General features: G+C 45.2%; 17 protein-coding genes. 15 read left to right on the plus strand and 2 right to left on the minus strand.

Going from position 1 to position 19736, the window contains the following annotated elements:
- Positions 1-2 precede the first annotated feature (2 nt).
- The 7 genes from Selli1_RS14285 to Selli1_RS14315 all read left to right on the plus strand — a co-directional run bounded on the left by Selli1_RS14285 (position 3) and on the right by Selli1_RS14315 (position 6719).
- Entirely contained in the window at positions 3-821 is an 819-nt protein-coding gene (locus Selli1_RS14285) for an HAD-IIA family hydrolase (RefSeq protein ID WP_191436544.1), read from the plus strand.
- Positions 818-1717, plus strand: coding sequence for a metallophosphoesterase (locus Selli1_RS14290; protein WP_281873573.1), 900 nt, complete (start codon positions 818-820; stop codon positions 1715-1717). Before Selli1_RS14285 ends, Selli1_RS14290 begins: the two co-directional genes overlap by 4 nt.
- A gap of 104 nt (positions 1718-1821) precedes the next feature.
- Complete coding sequence (locus Selli1_RS14295) at positions 1822-2610, plus strand: segregation and condensation protein A (protein WP_191426474.1); 789 nt, start codon at positions 1822-1824, stop codon at positions 2608-2610.
- On the plus strand, positions 2579-3148 hold the full coding sequence (gene scpB / locus Selli1_RS14300) for an SMC-Scp complex subunit ScpB (protein ID WP_087167295.1): 570 nt from the start codon (positions 2579-2581) through the stop codon (positions 3146-3148). The genes Selli1_RS14295 and scpB overlap by 32 nt, the downstream gene beginning before the upstream one ends.
- A gap of 104 nt (positions 3149-3252) precedes the next feature.
- Positions 3253-4284 (plus strand): 3-deoxy-7-phosphoheptulonate synthase, encoded by a 1032-nt coding sequence (locus Selli1_RS14305; protein WP_087167294.1) that lies wholly within the window; start codon positions 3253-3255, stop codon positions 4282-4284.
- Positions 4285-4523: 239 nt separating this feature from the next.
- Positions 4524-5747 carry a D-alanyl-D-alanine carboxypeptidase family protein gene (locus Selli1_RS14310; RefSeq protein ID WP_281844595.1) on the plus strand — a complete coding sequence of 408 codons (1224 nt, stop codon included), beginning with the start codon at positions 4524-4526 and terminating at the stop codon, positions 5745-5747.
- A 219-nt stretch (positions 5748-5966) separates the two neighbouring features.
- Complete coding sequence (locus tag Selli1_RS14315; protein ID WP_281844596.1) at positions 5967-6719, plus strand: transposase; 753 nt, start codon at positions 5967-5969, stop codon at positions 6717-6719.
- A gap of 64 nt (positions 6720-6783) precedes the next feature.
- Here Selli1_RS14315 and Selli1_RS14320 read toward each other — a convergent pair whose 3' ends face one another.
- Positions 6784-8574 carry an aminopeptidase P family protein gene (locus tag Selli1_RS14320; protein ID WP_087254885.1) on the minus strand — a complete coding sequence of 597 codons (1791 nt, stop codon included), beginning with the start codon at positions 8572-8574 and terminating at the stop codon, positions 6784-6786.
- Between the two features lie 225 nt (positions 8575-8799).
- Positions 8800-10176, minus strand: a complete 1377-nt coding sequence (locus tag Selli1_RS14325; protein ID WP_281844598.1) for a peptide MFS transporter — start codon at positions 10174-10176, stop codon at positions 8800-8802.
- Positions 10177-11242: 1066 nt separating this feature from the next.
- Here Selli1_RS14325 and Selli1_RS14330 point away from each other — a divergent pair.
- The 8 genes from Selli1_RS14330 (at position 11243) to cmk (ending at position 19530) form a co-directional block, all read left to right on the plus strand.
- Positions 11243-12679 (plus strand): acyl-CoA carboxylase subunit beta, encoded by a 1437-nt coding sequence (locus Selli1_RS14330; RefSeq protein ID WP_138372876.1) that lies wholly within the window; start codon positions 11243-11245, stop codon positions 12677-12679.
- Between the two features lie 14 nt (positions 12680-12693).
- Entirely contained in the window at positions 12694-13455 is a 762-nt protein-coding gene (locus Selli1_RS14335; RefSeq protein ID WP_087254875.1) for an OadG family transporter subunit, read from the plus strand.
- A gap of 12 nt (positions 13456-13467) precedes the next feature.
- Complete coding sequence (locus Selli1_RS14340) at positions 13468-13836, plus strand: biotin/lipoyl-containing protein (RefSeq protein WP_087167287.1); 369 nt, start codon at positions 13468-13470, stop codon at positions 13834-13836.
- 27 nt (positions 13837-13863) lie between these two features.
- Complete coding sequence (locus tag Selli1_RS14345; protein ID WP_087254871.1) at positions 13864-15015, plus strand: sodium ion-translocating decarboxylase subunit beta; 1152 nt, start codon at positions 13864-13866, stop codon at positions 15013-15015.
- A gap of 19 nt (positions 15016-15034) precedes the next feature.
- Positions 15035-16447 (plus strand): oxaloacetate decarboxylase subunit alpha, encoded by a 1413-nt coding sequence (locus tag Selli1_RS14350; RefSeq protein ID WP_087167285.1) that lies wholly within the window; start codon positions 15035-15037, stop codon positions 16445-16447.
- Positions 16448-16644: 197 nt separating this feature from the next.
- Positions 16645-17598: a MurR/RpiR family transcriptional regulator gene (locus tag Selli1_RS14355; protein ID WP_191436532.1), complete on the plus strand. Its 954-nt coding sequence runs from the start codon at positions 16645-16647 to the stop codon at positions 17596-17598.
- Positions 17583-18818, plus strand: coding sequence for a BaiN/RdsA family NAD(P)/FAD-dependent oxidoreductase (locus Selli1_RS14360; protein ID WP_281873578.1), 1236 nt, complete (start codon positions 17583-17585; stop codon positions 18816-18818). Before Selli1_RS14355 ends, Selli1_RS14360 begins: the two co-directional genes overlap by 16 nt.
- A 46-nt stretch (positions 18819-18864) precedes the next feature.
- Positions 18865-19530 (plus strand): (d)CMP kinase, encoded by a 666-nt coding sequence (cmk, locus tag Selli1_RS14365; RefSeq protein ID WP_087167282.1) that lies wholly within the window; start codon positions 18865-18867, stop codon positions 19528-19530.
- The last annotated feature ends 206 nt before the right edge of the window (positions 19531-19736 follow it).

The following is a 19736-nucleotide window of genomic DNA, read 5'->3' on the forward strand; positions in this document are numbered from 1 at the left end:
GCATGTTAAAAGAAAAAAAGTATTTTTTATTTGATATTGACGGAACGCTGGCTGTCGGAGAGACATTATATGACGGAACCAAAGAGTTGCTGGAATGGATTGAAAGAAAAGGCGGCCGGAGTTTCTATATCACAAACAATTCTACAAAGAGCAGGAAAGACTATGTTGACAAATTTGCAAGATGGGGCATCGAAGCTTCGGAGGAGCAGTTTATGACTGCTTCCTACGCGGCATGCCTTTATATGAAAGAACACTATGCGGGGAAGAAGGTGTTTGTACTTGGGACACCTTCTTTCGTGGAAGAACTGAAAGGATTCGGAGTGCAGGTGACGGAAGAGGCAGAGCAGGATGTGACCTGTGTTCTTGCCGGGTTTGACGATACACTTCGGTATGAAAAACTGGAAAAAGCGTGTAAACTGCTGTTCCGGGAGGAAGTGGATTTCCTCGGAACCAATCCGGATCTGAGGTGTCCTGCACCTTTCGGATTCATTCCGGACTGTGGTGCTATCTGCGGGATGATCCGTGATACCGTCGGTCGTGAGCCGCACTTTATCGGTAAACCAAACCGGGTAATTGCGGATCTGTGTGCAAAGCAGTGCCGGGGATCTTCGGAAGAGTTCCTTGTTGTAGGGGACCGGCTTTACACCGATATCGCCTGCGGCATCAATGCCGGAATGGAGACGGCGGTTGTCTACACCGGAGAAGCCGATGAGGAGGAAGTGCGGACAAGCATCTGGAAGCCGGACTATTGTTTTGACACGATCCGTGACCTGTACGAGGCAGTTAAAGAAGCGGCAGAAACGGGGGAAAAGGCAGAATGATAACCGTTATCGTGTGTCTTTTCTTTCTTGCGCTTCTGGTGCTTTTGAGAATTTTTTATGAAAACCATACCTTTGTAGTAACACGCTATGATGTGGATTCCGGGACCAATGGCACAGGAGATGACTGGAAGATTGTTTTTTTAAGTGACCTTCACAATCAGGAATACGGAGAAGGCAATGAAAAACTGCTCCGCGCAGTACGTGACGAGAAGCCGGATCTGATCCTTGTTGGAGGGGACATGCTGATCCGAAGTACCGGTGAAAAATCGGAGAAGGCGGCACGCTTTATGGAACAGCTTCCGTCCATTGCTCCGGTTTACTGTGCCAATGGAAACCATGAGCAGAAGATGAAAGAGTGCGAGGAAGAATATGGAAAGGCCTATCAGAATTATAAAAAAAGGCTGGTCGACGCCGGAATTCATATGCTCGAAAATGAAGCCTGCACCCTGAAGCTTGGAGGACAGAATGTACAGATCGGAGGACTGGAAATTCCGGTTTCCTTTTTTGCCAAGCAGGTTCCATGGAAACACTATGATTCTTTTTGTGATGAGAGTCCGGAACAGTTGATGCCGGAACAGTTTGACATGCGTCCGGTCAAAGACGGAGGTCCGTATAAGATTCTGCTGGCTCATCAGGCACTTTATGCGGAAACCTACGCGGACTGGGGAATGAACCTTGTCCTGTGCGGACACCTTCACGGCGGAGTCGTACGCCTTCCCGGGATCGGCGGAATCATTTCACCGCAGCTGACATTATTTCCGAAATATTCGGGAGAACATTCCAGGCGCGGCGAGAGTGATATCATTGTCAGCAAAGGACTGGGAGGACACAGCATCCCGATCCGCTTGTTTGACCGGGCGGAAGTGGTTGTAATCTGCGGACGGCAGGAAAAATAGCAGCGTGTGGGAAACTGCGGGAAGGGAGCGGAATCTCTTGAGAAAAGAAGCAGGATCATGTATAATAAAACGGTTAGACGAAGCGTAGAGAAAGAAGGAACCAAATGGGCATACCGGTAAAGCTTCCGGTGTTTGAGGGGCCGCTGGACCTGCTCCTGCACCTGATTGATAAAAATAAAATAGATATTTATGATATCCCGATTGTAGAGATTACCAACCAGTACATGGAATATATCCGGCAGATGGAACGGGAGGATCTGAATGTCATGAGCGAGTTTCTCGTAATGGCGGCGACTCTTCTGGATATCAAATGCAGAATGCTTCTTCCAAAAGAAGTCAACGAAGAAGGAGAGGAAGAAGATCCAAGACAGGAGCTGGTAGAACAGCTTTTGCAGTATAAGATGTACAAGTATATATCGTATGAACTGCGGGACCGGGAAGTATTAGGCGAAAGGCGGATGTACCGGGAAGCGGATCTCCCGAAAGAGGTGGCTGAGTACACACCACCGGTAGATCTGGACGAGCTGATCGGGGATCTGACCCTGACCCGGTTAAACGAGATTTTTCAGGAAGTCATGCGCCGTCAGAACGATAAGATTGACCCGGTCAGAAGCCGGTTTGGCAAGATTGAAAAAGAAGAAGTAACACTCCCGGAGAAGATGGAATACATTTCAGAATATACAAGGACACACCGGTCATTTAAGTTCCGTGATCTGCTGATGAAACAGTCATCGAAAGTACAGGTTATCGTGACCTTTCTTGCAGTACTGGAGATGATGAAAGCCGGGAAGATCACTGCAAGTCAGGAAGAAACATTCGGGGACATTTTGATTCTGTCCACAGATGAGGAGGAAGAGGACAATGGAGATACGGAAACTGGAAGGAATCATTGAGGCCATCCTCTTTACCATGGGAGGAGCAGTGGAACTCTCACGCATTGCAAAAGCGGTAGAAGAGCCGGAAGAACGGATTAAAGAGGCGGTTACATCCATGCAGAAACGATACGAAGAAGAGGACAGAGGAATCAGCATTATTGAACTGGAAGATTCCTGCCAGATGTGCACAAAACCCGAGGCTTATGAGTATTTGATCCGCATTGCAAAACAGCCGAAAAAGCAGGTGCTCAGCGATGTTCTTCTGGAGACACTTTCCATCATTGCGTATAAACAGCCGGTTACCAAAATTGAAATTGAAAAGATCCGCGGCGTCAAGTCCGATCACGCAGTCAACAAATTGGTAGAATATAACCTCGTCTGTGAAGTTGGAAGACTGGACGCGCCGGGAAGGCCGCTTCTTTTCGGAACGACAGAAGAATTTTTAAGAAGATTCAGCGTACAGAAACTGGAGGATCTGCCGGGCATCGATCCGGATCAGATGGAACAGTTTAAAGAAGAGGCAGAGGATGAAGCGGAGATCAAGCTGCATGTATGATAATTGCAAACGGGCAATTTGATTGAAACTGTACAGAGCAAACAGAGATCAGGCAAATTTAAAGAAGACAGCAAAAGATAGAAAAAAAGAAAGAGGACAAGATTATGGCAATGAAGATACAGGCCAGACTTCCGGAGCCGGAAGAGCTGAAACAAAAATATCCTATGTCTGCGGACATGAAAAAAATCAAAGAAGAACGGGATGGAGAGATTCAGAATGTATTCACCGGGTATTCCGATAAATTTCTCGTTATCATCGGACCATGCTCCGCAGATAACGAAGATGCAGTCTGCGAATATGTAGAACGGCTCGCCCGACTCAACGAAGAAGTCAAAGACAAACTGATTCTGATCCCGAGGATCTATACGAACAAACCAAGAACAACAGGAGAAGGATACAAAGGCATGCTGCATCAGCCGGAACCGGACAAAGAGCCAAACCTTCTGGAAGGCTTGATCGCTATCCGGAAACTTCATCTGCATTCCATCGAAGTCAGCGGACTCACCGGAGCCGACGAAATGCTTTATCCGGAAAACAGAAGCTACCTCGATGACATTCTCTCCTATGAGGCTGTAGGAGCAAGATCTGTTGAAAATCAGCAGCACCGATTGACGGCAAGCGGCATGGATATCCCGGTAGGAATGAAAAATCCGACCAGCGGCGATCTTTCTGTTATGCTCAACTCTATCAAAGCAGCACAAGGCGCCCACCAGTTTATCTACCGGACACTCGATGTCACCACCAGCGGCAATCCACTCGCACACGCCATTCTCCGCGGCGGCGTAGACAAATACGGAACCTGCATACCAAACTACCACTATGAAGACCTTTACCGGCTCAGCGCAATGTACAAAACATCCAGACTCAAAAACCCGGCAGTCATCGTAGACGCAAACCACTCTAACTCAAACAAACAATACAAAGAACAGATCCGTATTGTCAGCGAAGTCCTGCATAGCAGAAATTATAACACCGATCTCAAAAAACTCATCAAAGGAGTCATGATCGAAAGTTACCTCATCGAAGGCCGCCAGGAAATCACCGACAACCGCACCTACGGACAGTCCATTACTGATCCATGCATCGGATGGGACGATACCGAAAAACTCGTCAAAAAAATCGCAGAAGAATGTTAAAATTTTTATTTTTCAACGTTTCAACGGGGACGTGTTCCGATGCACCGGAACACGTCCCCGTTGAAAAAATTATGAACAAAATGAGTAGCAAACCTTACATGAATATTACGGTAAAAGAACATTTTTGGAATAAAGGTGTCTGAATTTTCATAGAGTTGTCTTAGAAAGTTTGATCTGGGAGTGGTCTGTTGAAAATGAGGAGTTGTAGACGGTTGAAGTGGAAGGCCGGAGTAATTTTTATGATAGGTGTACTTTGTATTAGTGTTGGTTTTCCGGTGTTGCAGGTACAGGCGGAAGAAGAAGCTCAGGTGGATAATTTGCAATTATATGCACAGTCAGCTGTTCTCATGGATGGTGAAAGTGGACGGATACTGTTTGAAAAAGACGGTGGGGAAGAGCGTCCAATGGCAAGTACAACGAAGATTATGACCTGTATTCTTGCATTGGAAACAGCAAATCTTAACGATATTGTAACAGTTTCGAAAGAAGCAGCAAGACAGCCGGAAGTGCATCTTGGGATGAAGGAAGGCGATCAATTTTATATGGAAGATCTCCTGTACTCAATTATGCTGGAGTCTCACAATGACAGTGCGTGGGCAGTGGCGGAGCATATTTCAGGAACTGTGGATGAGTTTACAAGTCTGATGGATCAGAAAGCAAAAAAACTGGGGTGCAACCACACGAATTTTGTGACACCAAACGGGCTGGATGGAAAAGACGAAGACGGAATTCATCATACAACGGCGAAAGATTTGGCGAGAATTATGAGGTATTGCATTATGGAATCGCCACAAAAGGAAGCGTTTTTGCGGATCACACAGACAAAGACAAAAACATTTCAGGATACCACAGGGAAGAAACAATTCACATGCAGCAATCATAATGCATTTCTGGATATGATGGAAGGCGCACTGACCGGGAAAACCGGATTTACCGGAGAAGCAGGATACTGTTATGCGGGAGCGGTAAGACAGGGAGACAAAACACTGATCGTAACACTTCTTGCCTGCGGATGGCCGAATAACAAATATTATAAATGGGATGATATGAAGAAACTGGTGCAGTACGGGCTCGACCAGTACGAATACCGCCAATATTGGGAGGAAGCACTGCAAAATGGCGAAATACGACTTCTGGAGGCAGGAAAAGAAAAAGAAGTGAAGGATTCAACACCACAGGATGGAAATTTATACAATGATGGAACTGTGAATGCATTCCTGAATATATCTACAACAGACAGGCAAAAACGGATTCTGATGAAAAAGACAGAAACGATCGAAATCCAGATCCAGGAGCAAGATACGATCCAGGCCCCGGTAGAAAAAAAACAAAAACTTGGAGAAGTAACCCTTCTACTAAACGGAGAAGTTCTTGAACAAAAAAATATCATCAGCGGAGACCAAATTTCCAGAAAAGACCTGCTCTGGACCTACCGACAGATCTGGAAAACCTATGCACTGTAAATACACATAAGCAGTCGTCGAAATATACATAAAAAGAATAAGAAACAGTGGTACACTTCTATAAAAAAGAGTATAATATTTTTGGGGACGTGTTCCGGCGTATCGGAACCTGTCCCCGATGAAAAAAATCTGAAATCATATCTTTTAGTTTCTTTTTTCTAAATTGTATCTTATTTATTTTCAATTTTTAATTTGAAATTTACAGAACGGAGTGATGAATTGCCAAGAAATGGTAGAAAAAAATCTTCTTCGGATTTTTATCATGTAATCATCCGGGGAATCAATCGAGAACGCATTTTTGAAACAAATCGACATAAAGAAAAGTTGACAAAGTATTTAAAAGAGAAGGAAGTAGAGACGGTGGAAATCTATGCGTACTGTATTATGTCGAATCATTTACACCTTCTCCTGCACGGACCACTGAAAGAGATTTCTGAGTACATGAAAGCTGTGCAGACGGCTTATGCAATGTATTACAACCGAAAGATGGAAAGAAATGGACATGTATTTCAAAACAGATTTAAAAGTTTCCCAATTGAAAGTGAAGAATATCTCTGGCAGTGTTTCTATTATATCCACTTAAATCCAGTCAAAGCAAAGATTACAGGAAAAATGAACCGATATCAATATAGCAGCGCGCAGGAGTACCTTTATGAAAAGGAGGGACTGATACACGAAAATGCACGTCAGTTTATTAAAAGTGGACAAATGGTGTATTCGTCCGAAAGAGTGATCCCTCAATTAGAAGAAGTATTTATAGAAGATCTACCGGAAGATACCAGAGAACAAAAGGAAAAAATATTTCGGAAATGGATAGAAATTTATCTAGAAGAACATCCGGATTTGCAACTCTGGGATCTACAGAAATTACCTGAGAATCGAAAAAATTTTGCAGAAACAATGCTGGATCCTAGAATTATGTCGAGAAAAGAATTGTTTCGAAGACTTGATAAATTCAGACAACAGGGATAGGAGAGGATTTTTTATCGCGTCGGGGACGTGTTCCGATGCATCGGAACACGTCCCCGATTTCAAATTAAATTTCTCTTGTATATGTTTTGAGCCATTCTTTTTCTTCGTCTGTTAAGTGTGGAGAAATTTTTTCATATACTTGTTTGTGGTAGTTATTGAGCCATTCTCTTTCTGTTTTGGACAGGTATTCTGGATCGATTCCATCGAGATCGATTGGTGCGAAGGTGATGGTTTCAAAGTACATGAACTGTCCGTATTTGTTTTTGGTTCCTTTTCTGACGATGAATTCGTTTTCGGTACGGATTCCGAATTTGCCGTCTTCGTAGATTCCCGGTTCGTCAGTGATAACCATGCCTTCTTCGAGCTGGTGGTGTTCGTTCTTGCTCGGTACGACATACCAGCGGAAGCCTGTCGGTGGTTCGTGAATATTTGCAAGGTATCCTACGCCATGGCCGGTGCCGCACTGAAAATCAAGATCCAGTTCCCAGATTGGTCCTCTTGCAAGGACGTCAAGATTATATCCGTAACATCCGTAGAGGAATTTTGCTCTCGCAAGATTCATCATGGCACGTACAACAGCGGTATAGTATTTTTTCATTTCATCGCTGACAGAACCGAGTACAAAAGTACGGGTGATGTCTGTAGATCCTTCATAGTAACCGCCGCCTGTATCATTGAGGAAGAATCCGCCTTCCTTGAGTTGTACATCACTTTCTTCAGATGGTGAATAATGCATCATGGCTGCGTGGTCGCCGAATGCGCAAAGAGGTTCGAAACTGTCACGGATGTAGCCTTCCTGTTCAGCGCGCAGGGATGTAAGTTTTGCAGCGGAACTTAATTCTGTGATAACCTCTTTATCGTAGCGTGTTTTGATCCAGTGCATGAATTTTGTGATTGCCACACCGTCTTTGATATGAGCTTCTTTAATATTTTCAAGTTCAACCGGGTTTTTCATGGCTTTCATGAGGATAGTCGGGTTTGCGCATTCTACAATTTTGCAAGGAATGTTTTTGTAAAGTGCATAATTCATTTTCATTGGATCGATCATAGCGACTTCATCTGCAGAAAGTGTTTTGATATCTTCGTAAATGTCATTGTATGGATGAATATTTACATTGTTCTTTGCAAATTCTGCATGGATCTGTTCGTTTAATTTACTGTCGTCCACATAGAGTTCTACACTGTCCATTTTTACAATGGCGTAGGAGAGCAGAAGCGGGAAGAAATCGATATCATCCCCACGGACATTTAACAGCCAGCAGATATCATCGAGCGATGCAATCACATGTGCGGTAGCACCCTGTTCGGACATTGCTTTTCTCACGCGCTCCAGTTTGGAAGAGGTACTTTCTCCGGAATATTTTTCTTCAAGGAAAAATGCCGGTTTGTCTGAAAGAGGCGGGCGATCTTCCCAGATCGAGTCGATCAGATCTTCCATATAATCGATACGAATTCCTTTGGAAGCAAGTGCTTCTTCATACTCCTGACCTTCTCCCATGGAAAGTACACGTCCGTCAAATGCGACAGTGCCTCCCTCCGGAACATAGGAAGCAAGCCATTCTGTAACAGAAGGTGTATCGCCTACAAACATCTTCATCAGGCGGATACCGCTTCCTTTCATTTCGTTTTCAGCCTGGAAGAAATATCTTCCGTCTGTCCAGAGTCCGGCATCGTCCTTTCCGATGACAGCAGTACCGTAGGAACCACTGAATCCTGTAATAAATTTTCTTGCTTTGAAGTGTTCGCCTACATATTCGCTTTGGTGAAAATCAGCAGTCGGAACAACATATGCGTCAATTCCTTTTTCTGCCATCAGTGCACGAAGTCTGGCGATTCTGTCTGCTACAACAGTCATGAGAAAAACCTCCTTTTTATCTGAAATAATTTTAGCTATAAATATTTTATCACTATTGGTGCTTAAGTTCAAATCTTATATGGAAGAAATTGTAAAAAATGTACAAAAAACATAGAAAATGATATAACAAAACCGGCATGACAAAAGTCATGCCGGTCTGTGGAAAACAGATTGTTTTCTAAGGAATCACACACAATCAATATGTGGAAATCCTTTGGTTTTCAATTATTTTTCATCAGCCAGTTTATCCAGCTTGCCGCTGAATGCGTACAGCAGAACACCACAGATGATAACAACTGCAGCAATGATGCTGTAGTACAGGTTGAAGTTACCAGCTCTTGAACCAGCATCGAGAGCACCGTACAGGTTCGGGTAAATCAGTGTAGCGATAAATACAGCGATTGGCCAGAATCCTAACAGGAATCCCATCAGTTTTGCCGGTGCGAACATGGAAATAAAGGAGTTTCCAAGTGGTGAGAAAATCATTTCACCAACGGACATTAATAATGCGATCAAGATTACCCAGAACCATGAGCACTGTCCGTCGCCACGAATTACGTTAGCTACAACCATAGCTACGTAGGAAAGACCTACTAAGAAGATACCGATAGCTGTCTTCTTGAACATGGACATATCGCCCTGCGGTCTTGCTGCCATTTTAGCCCATACAACAGCGAATACAGGTCCCAGAACGATACATGTCAGAGCGTTCAGAGAGTCAAAGTAGGATGTCTGCGGAATCTGCCATCCGAACAGGCTCCAGTCAGCCCAGTTCAGGAATTCGGAGCTGTCGCCGAATCCGAAGTAGTAGTATACTACGTTGTAGGACATATACCATGCAATCCAGAAAATAGCAGAGAAAAGTGTAACGATTACGATAGCAACAATACGTTTTTTGTCGCCGGATGTAAGCGGTTTGTTTTCTTCTGCGGATTTCTTCTCTTTGTCAACGAAAGATCTCTGGTCTTTCTTGAATGGCTGTTTACCCTTGTCACCAAGAGATTTGCCATTAGCAAGGAACCAAACTGCATCGATGAGCAGAAGAGCACCAGCGATAAGCAGCAGGAACTGATATCCCTGAGAATCTGCAAGCAGTACTACGAATGTCGTTCCGATGAAAGAACCGATATTAACGAAAGAGTACTGTACAGAGAATGCTGAGTTCAGTTCATCCTGATCATCAAACATCAAACTGTTGACACCGGATAAGTTACCTTTGAATAAACCTGTACCAACAGATACAAAGATAATCATTACCCATACAAGTGTCATGTTGCTTGCCTGCCATCCGATAAGGTAGCCGACACCCATAAGAATCATACCAAGAACTACGCAAAGTCTCGGGCTTACCCAGTAGTCAGCGAGGTAACCGCCGATCATAGGAGTAATGTAAGTAAATGCTACGAAATAAGCGGAAACCTGACTTGCTTCTACAGAAGAAAGTCCCATACCACCCATTGAACTTGTTGTTTCCGTAGCCAGCCAAATAGCAAGAAGCCATTTAACTGTGTAGAATGCACATCTTTCAAATGTGAATCCCAGAGCACAAGCGTAGAAACCAAAAGGATAACCTTTCTTGGATTTAGTAGCTGTGTTTCCCATAGTCAAAACCCTCCAATTTAATTTTTGATTTCTCATACGTAAATCATCCAAGTCATTTTCTTCCCTATATTAATTAAGAAAGAAAACTTACTCAACATACCAAAGTGTGATGAGCTGTCTAATTGAAACAGACACTTTCTGATGCAGCAGATCATGCCGGACTCAGTCAGACAAAAGCGGCCTTTCGGCCAGGTGTCTTTTACAGATTATGAAATCCATTTCCATAATATACCGGCTGGAAAAGACTATGTAAAGGAATATAGTTCGCAAAAGAACAACATCTAAGACAGAATGAACAACTGCCGGAAGCAGAAGTCAGGGAATGGTCTGCCTTGTAGTCTCTGCCTTCATGAAAAGAAGACAATCTGGCAAAAACGGAAGAGGAATTCTCCCTTTTCTTGTTCCGGATGGTGAGCTTTCCTGATTTTATCTGCGGAGACAGACAAAAATATGTCAAAGACTGGATATTCCGCAAAAATAAAATCCGGTCATTTCAGGCATCTGGAACAATATCCGCTATCTGACAGAGAACGGTACTGCACTAGCCGCACACTGAAAGATGCTCCCTTTCGGGAAAGTAAGACAGAAGCGGGAAACTGCCCCGGCCGGCACCGGAAAACCGCATCTTTTCTGACTTGGAAGAAAACATGACGCTTCCGGGTTTTCCTGAATCTGTATTACTGCTTATGCCATAAAAAAGACAAAAGATGTCATTTCCCTTGGTATTCCTTTATAACATTATGACATCCCTGTAATGGCTATTTTAGCACAGTTTCCGTGTCGACACAATGAATTTTTTGTAACACAGTCCAAAATTATTAAATTTTCATAAAAAAAAGACAGATAAAGAAAGAAACTAAAAATTATATTGGGCCAAGTGTAGAAAAAGCTTGAAATATGCTGAAAAAACATTAATACGTTAATATGATAACGCAATATACGAGTGAAAAAATATGTCAAAAATTTCACATAAACTCTTGAAAAAGGATATTAGAAAAAGTATAATATAATTGGCTAAAATTTGGTTTAACTTTTAGGAATATATCACAAATGGAGGGCTAGGTTTATGAGTAATGAAGCAGCAAAAACGCCGGCAGTTTTCAGAATTTCAGAATTACTGGATGCCGGCAGCTTTGTTGAGATCGGTGGCGCTGTCACAGCCAGGAACACGGATTTCAACATGCAGGAAAGCAAGGTTCCGGGAGATGGCGTGATCACCGGATATGGAGTCATTGACGGCAGTCTGGTCTATGTGTACAGCCAGGATGCATCGGTACTCGGCGGAGCAGTCGGAGAGATGCACGCAAAGAAGATTACAGGCCTTTATGACATGGCGATGAAAATGGGGGCACCGGTGATCGGCCTGATTGACTGTGCAGGACTCAGGCTTCAGGAAGGAACAGACGCATTGCAGGCGTTTGGCAGTATTTATGCGAAACAGGCACTCGCTTCAGGAGTGATCCCGCAGATTACTGCTGTATTTGGTACCTGCGGCGGTGGAGCTGCAATCCTTTCCGGACTTTCCGATTTCACATTCATGGAAGAAAAAGGAAAGCTTTTTGTTAATTCCCCGAATGCGATCCCGGGCAATCACATTGAAAAATGCGACACGTCCGGTGCGGCGTTTCAGACAGAGGAGGCCGGTAATGTAGATTTCCTTGGAACAGAAAGTGAAATCCTGTCCGGTATCCGGGAGTTGATCTGTATGCTTCCTGCAAACAATGAGGACAACGATTCTTATGAAGAATGCACCGACGACCTGAACCGGTTATGCGCGGGAATTGAAAATGGAGCCGATGACGCTGCCCTCGTGTTATCGATGATCGCTGATGATCAGAAATTTATAGAAGTAAAGGCAGGGTACGCAAAAGAAATGGTGACCGGTTTTGTCCGGATGAACGGACTGACGGTCGGAGCTGTTGCGAACCGTTCCAAAGTATACGATGAAGAAGGCAAAGTACAGCAGGAGTTTGACGGCTCTCTTTCTGCAAAAGGATGCCGGAAAGCAGCTGATTTTGTGACATTCTGCGATGCATTTGAGATTCCGGTTCTGACACTGACAGATGTCAATGGATTCAAGGCATCAAAATGCAGTGAGAAAACACTTGCAAGAGAAGCGGCAAAACTGGTCTACGCATTTGCGAATGCAACGGTGCCGAAGGTGAATGTTATGACAGGTAAAGCGATTGGAAGCGGTTACCTTGTAATGAACAGCAAGGCACTTGGAGCTGACATGGTTTATGCATGGCCGGATGCCGAAATCGGAGCAATGGAAGCAGGTCTTGCGGCAAAGATCATGTATCCTGACGTGTCTGCGGATGAGAGAAAGGAAAAAGAAGATCAGTACCGCAGTCTGCAGGAAAGCGCGGCATCTGCGGCGGCAAGAGGATATGTGGATACAGTGATCCGTCCGGAAGATACAAGAAAGTATGTGATCGGAGCTCTGGAGATGCTGTTCACAAAAAGAGAGGACCGTCCGTCCAAAAAGCACGGAACGGTATAGAGAGGTGAGACGAGTTGAAGAAAAGAATTAGTTTATTTGCAGTCATCCTTGCCCTCGTATTTACTCTTTCCGGATGCAGCAGCAGTTCTGATGCAAATTATGATGAAGATACAATGATCGAGCAGGCGGATGCGCTGATCTCAAGTTTCAGCCAGATGTCTACGGAAGAACTGGATGCATTTAAGGATGTAAGTGAACTGCAGTTGAATCTGACACTGCTTCAGTCAGGATTTAATGTGCAGGCGTCCAATTTTACCACGATGATTGATGCGTGGGAAGCTGGAATTGAAGAGTGTGGTGATTATATCAGCCACGGAGATTTCACTGTGGAGCAGAGCTCGGACAGCATCATGCTGACAACAGATGCCGAGTACGAAGACAGAGATGCTGAGATTACGATTGAGTTTAACGAAAAATCGGAGATGGAGAGTTTTACGGCGGCAGCCAAATATTCAACCGGAGAAATTCTTCAGAAGGCCGGTCTGAATACAGTCCTTGGAATGGGAACCGTGTTTGTCGTACTGATTTTCATTTCCTTTATCATTTCCCTGTTCGGCCTGATCGGGAAAACACAGCAGAAAAAGACAGAGCCGAAACAGACAGAAGCAGCACCTGCTGCTGTTGAAGAAGAGACTGTCCAGGAAGAGGATCTGACGGATGATCTGGAGCTGGTTGCAGTCATCAGTGCGGCAATCGCGGCAAGTGAGGGGACTTCTACAGACGGATTTGTAGTACGTTCCATTAAAAAAAGAAGAAAGAACAGTCAGTGGAAATAGGAGGAAGCAATCATGAAAAGTTATACAATTACAGTAAATGGAAACGTATATGACGTTACAGTAGAAGAGAAGAATGAAGCAGGAGCGGCATCTGCGCCGGCAGCGGCACCAAAGGCAGCACCGAAAGCACCAAAGGCACCGGCTCCGAAAAAAACGCAGGGTGCAGGCAGCATCCGTGTGGAAGCAGGGGCGGCCGGAAAAGTATTCAAAATCGAAGCTTCTGTAGGTCAGAAAGTCAAAAGAGGAGAGCCGGTTGTCATCATTGAGGCGATGAAGATGGAGATCCCTGTTGTTGCTCCGGAAGACGGAACAGTGGCAAGTATCGAACTTGCAGTAGGAGATGCATGTGAAGCGGGAACCTTGCTTGCAACATTAAATTAATGACAACTGACAATTGGAGGTTAGAACATGAGCTATATAGTTGAGACGTTAGGGCGTCTTGTAGAGCAGACGGCATTTCTGAACCTGACGGTTGGCAACCTGATCATGATTGCAGTTGCATGCTTGTTTCTGTATCTTGCGATCAACAGAGGGTTTGAACCGCTTCTTCTCGTCCCGATTGCTTTTGGGATGCTCCTTGTAAATATCTATCCGGACATTATGCTGTCTTTTGAAGATTCGGATAATGGAACCGGTGGACTTTTGTATTATTTCTATAAACTGGACGAGTGGTCTATTCTGCCGTCGCTGATTTTCATGGGTGTCGGAGCAATGACAGACTTCCGCCCGCTGATTGCGAACCCGAAAAGCTTCCTTCTGGGAGCAGCTGCACAGTTTGGTATTTTTGCAGCATACCTCGGGGCAATGGCAATGGGATTTTCTGACAAAGCAGCGGCAGCAATCGCCATCATCGGCGGAGCGGACGGACCGACATCGATTTTCCTCTGCGGAAAGCTTCAGCAGACCGCACTTCTTGGACCGATTGCGGTAGCGGCTTATTCCTACATGGCACTGGTACCGATTATCCAGCCGCCGATCATGAAGCTTCTGACAACGGAAAAAGAACGTAAGATCAAGATGGAACAGCTCCGGCCGGTATCCAAGCTGGAAGCGATCCTCTTCCCGATCATCGTTACCATTGTTGTCTGCCTGATTCTTCCGACGACAGCACCGCTTGTCGGAATGCTGATGCTTGGAAACCTCTTCCGTGAATCCGGAGTGGTACGCCAGCTGACAGAAACCGCGTCCAACGCGTTGATGTATATCGTTGTCATCCTGCTTGGTACTTCCGTAGGAGCAACGACAAGCGCGGAAGCGTTTTTGAATCTGGATACGATCAAGATCGTCATCCTGGGACTGATCGCATTCGCGTTCGGTACCGCGGCGGGTGTTCTTCTTGGTAAAGTCATGTGCTATGTAACCGGAGGCAAGGTCAATCCGCTGATCGGGTCCGCAGGAGTATCTGCAGTGCCGATGGCAGCCAGAGTATCACAGAAAGTCGGTGCTGAGGCAGATCCGACAAACTTCCTTCTGATGCATGCAATGGGGCCAAACGTAGCCGGCGTTATCGGAACGGCAGTCGTGGCAGGAACATTTATGGCGATATTCGGAGTGAAATAAGTTCGAGGAGGAGATTGAAATGGCAGAGAAAAAACCAATTAAAATAACAGAGACGATTCTGCGTGATGCACATCAGTCCCTGATCGCAACAAGAATGACGACCGAGCAGATGATGCCGATCGTAGAAAAACTTGACAAAGTCGGATATCATTCCGTGGAATGCTGGGGAGGAGCAACATTTGACGCTTCTTTACGTTTCCTGAAAGAAGATCCATGGGACAGACTCCGTAAATTCCGTGACGGTTTTAAAAACACAAAGCTGCAGATGCTGTTCCGCGGACAGAACATCCTCGGATATCGTCCTTACGGCGATGATGTAGTAGAGTACTTTGTGCAAAAATCCGTTGCAAACGGAATTGATATCATCCGCATTTTCGACTGTCTGAACGACCTTCGGAATCTTCAGACCGCAGTCAGGGCGGCAAACAAAGAAAAAGCCCATGCACAGGTGGCCCTCTCCTACACAATCGGAGACGCCTACACTCTGGAATACTGGGTACAGAAAGCAAAAGAAATCGAGGAGATGGGTGCGGATTCCATCTGCATCAAAGATATGGCAGGCCTCCTGCTTCCTTATAAAGCAACCGAACTTGTAACCGCTTTAAAAGAAGCAACAAACCTTCCGATCCAGCTCCACACCCACTATACATCCGGAGTCGCTTCCATGACCTACTTAAAAGCAGTGGAAGCAGGTGTAGATGTGATCGATACGGCAATGTCACCATTTGCACTCGGAACATCCCAGCCGGCAACCGAAGTCATGGTAGAAACATTCAAAGGCACACCGTACGACACCGGATTTGACCAGCAGCTGTTGTCCGAGATCGCAGATTACTTCCGCCCGATCCGTGATGAAGCACTGGAAAGCGGACTCTTAAATCCGAAGAATCTGGGAGTTAATATCAAAACACTCCTCTATCAGGTACCGGGAGGCATGCTCTCCAACCTGACCTCCCAGTTGAAAGAACAGGGAGCGGAGGACAAATATTATGAAGTGCTTGAAGAAGTACCAAGAGTCAGAAAGGACCTCGGAGAACCGCCGCTTGTCACACCGTCCTCCCAGATCGTAGGAACACAGGCTGTCTTCAACGTTTTGATGGGAGAACGCTACAAAATGGCAACCAAAGAAACAAAAGATATCCTGAAAGGCAAATACGGCGCAACCGTCTGCCCGTTCAACGAAGACGTCAAGAAAAAATGCCTCGGCGACGAAATTGATGACTGCATCACCTGCCGCCCGGCAGATCTTATCCCGGACGAACTGGAAACACTCGAAAACGAGATGAAACAGTGGAAACAGCAGGACGAAGATGTACTGACCTATGCCCTCTTCCCGCAGGTTGCAATCGACTTTTTCAAATACCGTCAGGCACAGCAGACAAAAGTAGACGAGACAATTGCAGACACAAAAAACGGAAGTTATCCTGTTTAAACGTACAACTTCTAAATAAAAAGCAATACAGATTTTTCTATTGGGGACGTGTTCCGATTCATCGGAACACGTCCCCAAAATTTAATAAATGCTTAAATCTTTGTCCTCTTTCTTGTCGACTCTTGTGAAATGCTTGTAATTAAGGTGAAAAAGGAGTATACTTAATTAGCTATTATGGACTTTTGGAGGAGTTAGTCATGACCGGCAAAAATGAGTTGCTTGAAAGAATTGAGGAGCGGTATGACGGGATGAGCAAGAGCCAGAAGAAACTGGCGGACTATATACGGTCTTCTTATGAGAAGGCTGTTTTCATGACTGCGGCCAGACTGGGTGATGTGGTCGGTGTCAGTGAGTCTACAGTTGTACGTTTTGCGTCCGGTCTTGGGTACAAGGGCTATCCGCAGTTTCAGAAAGCGCTTGAGGAGCTTGTGAGCAACCGCCTGAATTTTATTCAGAGGATGGAGGTTACTTACGGGCGGATCAGCCAGTCTGAGATTCTGATGAGTGTGCTCCAGTCGGATATAGAGAAGATTAAGCTGACGATGGAGCATATTGATCAGAATGCCTTTGAGACGGCGGTCGATACGATTTTAAATGCCAGGAAAATCTACATTGTGGGCATACGAAGCTGTGCCACACTTGCAAATTTTCTTGGCTTTTATCTGAATCTGATCCGGGACAATGTGGTCAGTGTGGACACGAACAGTTCCAGTGAGATTTTTGAGCAGATTATCCGGATTACGGAGGAGGATGTGATCATCGGTATCAGCTTCCCGAGATACTCCATGAGAACATTAAAGGCTCTGGAATTTGCGAACAACCAGGGAGCAAAGATCATCACACTGACGGACAGCGTTCACTCACCGATGAATCTTTATTCGTCCTGCAGTCTGATCGCGCGCAGCGATATGACTTCGATTGTGGATTCGCTTGTGGCGCCGCTGAGTGTGATTAATGCGCTGGTGGTTGCACTCTGCATGAAAAAGCAGGACGAGGTTGTGGACACGCTGGGGACACTGGAACAGATCTGGGATGAGTATCAGGTTTACTCAAGCGATGAACTGCATCCGGTCAGGGATAAAATACCACTTCATTTTCCGGACCAGAAGAAAGTGAATGATCAGAGGAGAACGGAATGGGAAAAACAGTAGTAATCGGAGGAGGCGCGGCAGGAATGATGGCCGCCATCTTCGCAGCAAGAAATGGAAACCAGGTAGAATTATTTGAGAAAAATGAAAAACTGGGTAAAAAGATCTATATTACCGGAAAGGGAAGGTGCAATCTGACGAATTCCTGTGATATGGAAGAGCTTCTGGATTCTGTGGTTACAAATAAAAAGTTCCTTTACAGCAGTTTTTACGGATTTACAAACGAAGAGACCATGGAGTTTTTCAGCGAAATCGGACTGAAGATGAAAACAGAGCGGGGAAACAGGGTGTTTCCGGAGTCCGATCATTCTTCTGATGTCATCCGTGTACTGGGAGATGAATTGAAACGCCAGGGAGTTCAGGTACACTTAAACACGAAAGTACAGCAGATCGGAACAAAAGACGGGGCGTTTGCCTGCCTGTACCTTGCGGACGGGACGGAAGTACAGGCAGATACATGTATTATCGCCACAGGAGGAAACTCCTACCAGACGACAGGGTCAACAGGAGACGGTTACCGGTTTGCAAAAACCCTTGGACATACCGTAACCAGCATCCGTCCGGCGCTGGTGCCGATGGAGACGAAGGAAGCTTTTGTAAAAGATCTTCAGGGCCTTTCTCTTAAGAATACGGCAATTACCATCCTGGACGGGTCGAAAGTCCTTTACGAAGATTTTGGTGAAATGCTTTTTACGCACTATGGAGTGAGCGGGCCGATGATATTAAGCGCCAGCTCTTTTGTCGGAAAAATTCTGGAGGAAAGACCGCTGAGACTCCGGATTGATTTGAAGCCGGCGCTTTCCTTTGAACAGCTGGATGCGAGACTTCTGCGGGATTTCGAGGAGAATAAGAACAAGCAGTTTAAAAACGCACTTGCCAGGCTTCTCCCGGCCAAGATGATTCCGGTGGCTGTTGAGCAGAGCCGGATTCATCCGGAAAAGAAGATCCACGAAATCACCAGAGAAGAGAGGCTTGCTTTCGCGGCATTGCTAAAAGGTCTGGAGCTGACCGTTACCGGGCTTCGGGATTTCAATGAAGCCATTATTACACAGGGAGGCGTCAATGTCAGGGAGATCAACCCGGCAACGATGGAATCCAGACTGGTAAAACATGTCTATTTTGCGGGAGAGGTTCTGGATTTGGATGCTGTGACAGGCGGATTCAATCTTCAGATTGCATGGTCTACCGGAAATGCGGCGGGTTCCTGTGCTTCTGAGGAATAAGGCACAGTCAGACTGAGAATAAATACAGTATCGGAGGATGAAAATAATGGGTTATCAGATAGCGATTGACGGACCGGCCGGCGCCGGGAAAAGCACCATAGCAAAACTTCTGGCAGAAAGAAAAGGCTTTATTTATGTAGACACCGGGGCAATGTACCGGGGGCTAGCCTGGTATTTTCTGACAAAAGGAATCCGGCCGGACGATGAAGAGGCGGTCACAAAAGCATGTGAAGAGGTGAAAATTGACATTGCCTATGAAAATGGAAAGCAGCAGATTTATGTAAATGATAAAAATATTACAGACCATCTCCGGGAGGAAGCAGTCGGAAATATGGCATCAAAAAGCTCGGCCGTTCCGGCGGTACGCGCCAGACTGCTGGAACTGCAGCGGGATCTGGCAAGGAGAGAAGATGTTGTAATGGACGGCAGAGATATCGGAACAAGTGTTTTGCCGGATGCAGATGTCAAGATATTCCTGACGGCAAGTGTTGACACGAGAGCCGGACGAAGGTACAATGAATTGTTGGGAAAAGGGGAATCCTGCGATTATGCTCAGATCGCAGCAGATATAGAAGAACGTGACAGAAGAGATATGACCAGAGAGATTTCCCCGCTGTGCCGCGCAGAAGACGCAGAGCTGATTGACAGCTCAGAGATGACGATTGAAGAAGTTGTAGAAAAAATAGAATCTTTCTGCCGCGAATCAAGATAAAAAGGAATGAGAACTGACCGGAGAGGAGGAATTACTGTAATAAATTGTAATAACGACGTAAAAAAATAGAAAGGATTGTAAGTTAGTGTATAATTATTATTGGCAAAAATAGGAATTTTTCCTAAATAAAAAGGGAAGCAGAGAAAATCCCTACTTCCCAATCATACAGTTTTTCTTTATGATGTTAGTTGCAAAATAAAACACGT

The sequence above is a fragment of the Sellimonas catena genome (genome assembly GCF_027924685.1).
GTDB lineage: Bacteria > Bacillota > Clostridia > Lachnospirales > Lachnospiraceae > Sellimonas > Sellimonas catena.

What these genes read in the sequence shown, in the direction of transcription:
- Selli1_RS14345 (WP_087254871.1), top strand. Translation starts at nt 13,864, where the DNA reads ATGAGCTATATAGTTGAGACGTTAGGGCGTCTTGTAGAGCAGACGGCA.
- Selli1_RS14305 (WP_087167294.1), top strand. Translation starts at nt 3,253, where the DNA reads ATGGCAATGAAGATACAGGCCAGACTTCCGGAGCCGGAAGAGCTGAAA.
- Selli1_RS14310 (WP_281844595.1), top strand. Translation starts at nt 4,524, where the DNA reads ATGATAGGTGTACTTTGTATTAGTGTTGGTTTTCCGGTGTTGCAGGTA.
- Selli1_RS14360 (WP_281873578.1), top strand. Translation starts at nt 17,583, where the DNA reads ATGGGAAAAACAGTAGTAATCGGAGGAGGCGCGGCAGGAATGATGGCC.
- Selli1_RS14355 (WP_191436532.1), top strand. Translation starts at nt 16,645, where the DNA reads ATGACCGGCAAAAATGAGTTGCTTGAAAGAATTGAGGAGCGGTATGAC.
- Selli1_RS14340 (WP_087167287.1), top strand. Translation starts at nt 13,468, where the DNA reads ATGAAAAGTTATACAATTACAGTAAATGGAAACGTATATGACGTTACA.
- Selli1_RS14350 (WP_087167285.1), top strand. Translation starts at nt 15,035, where the DNA reads ATGGCAGAGAAAAAACCAATTAAAATAACAGAGACGATTCTGCGTGAT.
- Selli1_RS14320 (WP_087254885.1), bottom strand. Translation starts at nt 8,574, where the DNA reads ATGACTGTTGTAGCAGACAGAATCGCCAGACTTCGTGCACTGATGGCA.
- Selli1_RS14330 (WP_138372876.1), top strand. Translation starts at nt 11,243, where the DNA reads ATGAGTAATGAAGCAGCAAAAACGCCGGCAGTTTTCAGAATTTCAGAA.
- Selli1_RS14295 (WP_191426474.1), top strand. Translation starts at nt 1,822, where the DNA reads ATGGGCATACCGGTAAAGCTTCCGGTGTTTGAGGGGCCGCTGGACCTG.
- cmk (WP_087167282.1), top strand. Translation starts at nt 18,865, where the DNA reads ATGGGTTATCAGATAGCGATTGACGGACCGGCCGGCGCCGGGAAAAGC.
- Selli1_RS14290 (WP_281873573.1), top strand. Translation starts at nt 818, where the DNA reads ATGATAACCGTTATCGTGTGTCTTTTCTTTCTTGCGCTTCTGGTGCTT.
- Selli1_RS14285 (WP_191436544.1), top strand. Translation starts at nt 3, where the DNA reads ATGTTAAAAGAAAAAAAGTATTTTTTATTTGATATTGACGGAACGCTG.
- Selli1_RS14325 (WP_281844598.1), bottom strand. Translation starts at nt 10,176, where the DNA reads ATGGGAAACACAGCTACTAAATCCAAGAAAGGTTATCCTTTTGGTTTC.
- scpB (WP_087167295.1), top strand. Translation starts at nt 2,579, where the DNA reads ATGGAGATACGGAAACTGGAAGGAATCATTGAGGCCATCCTCTTTACC.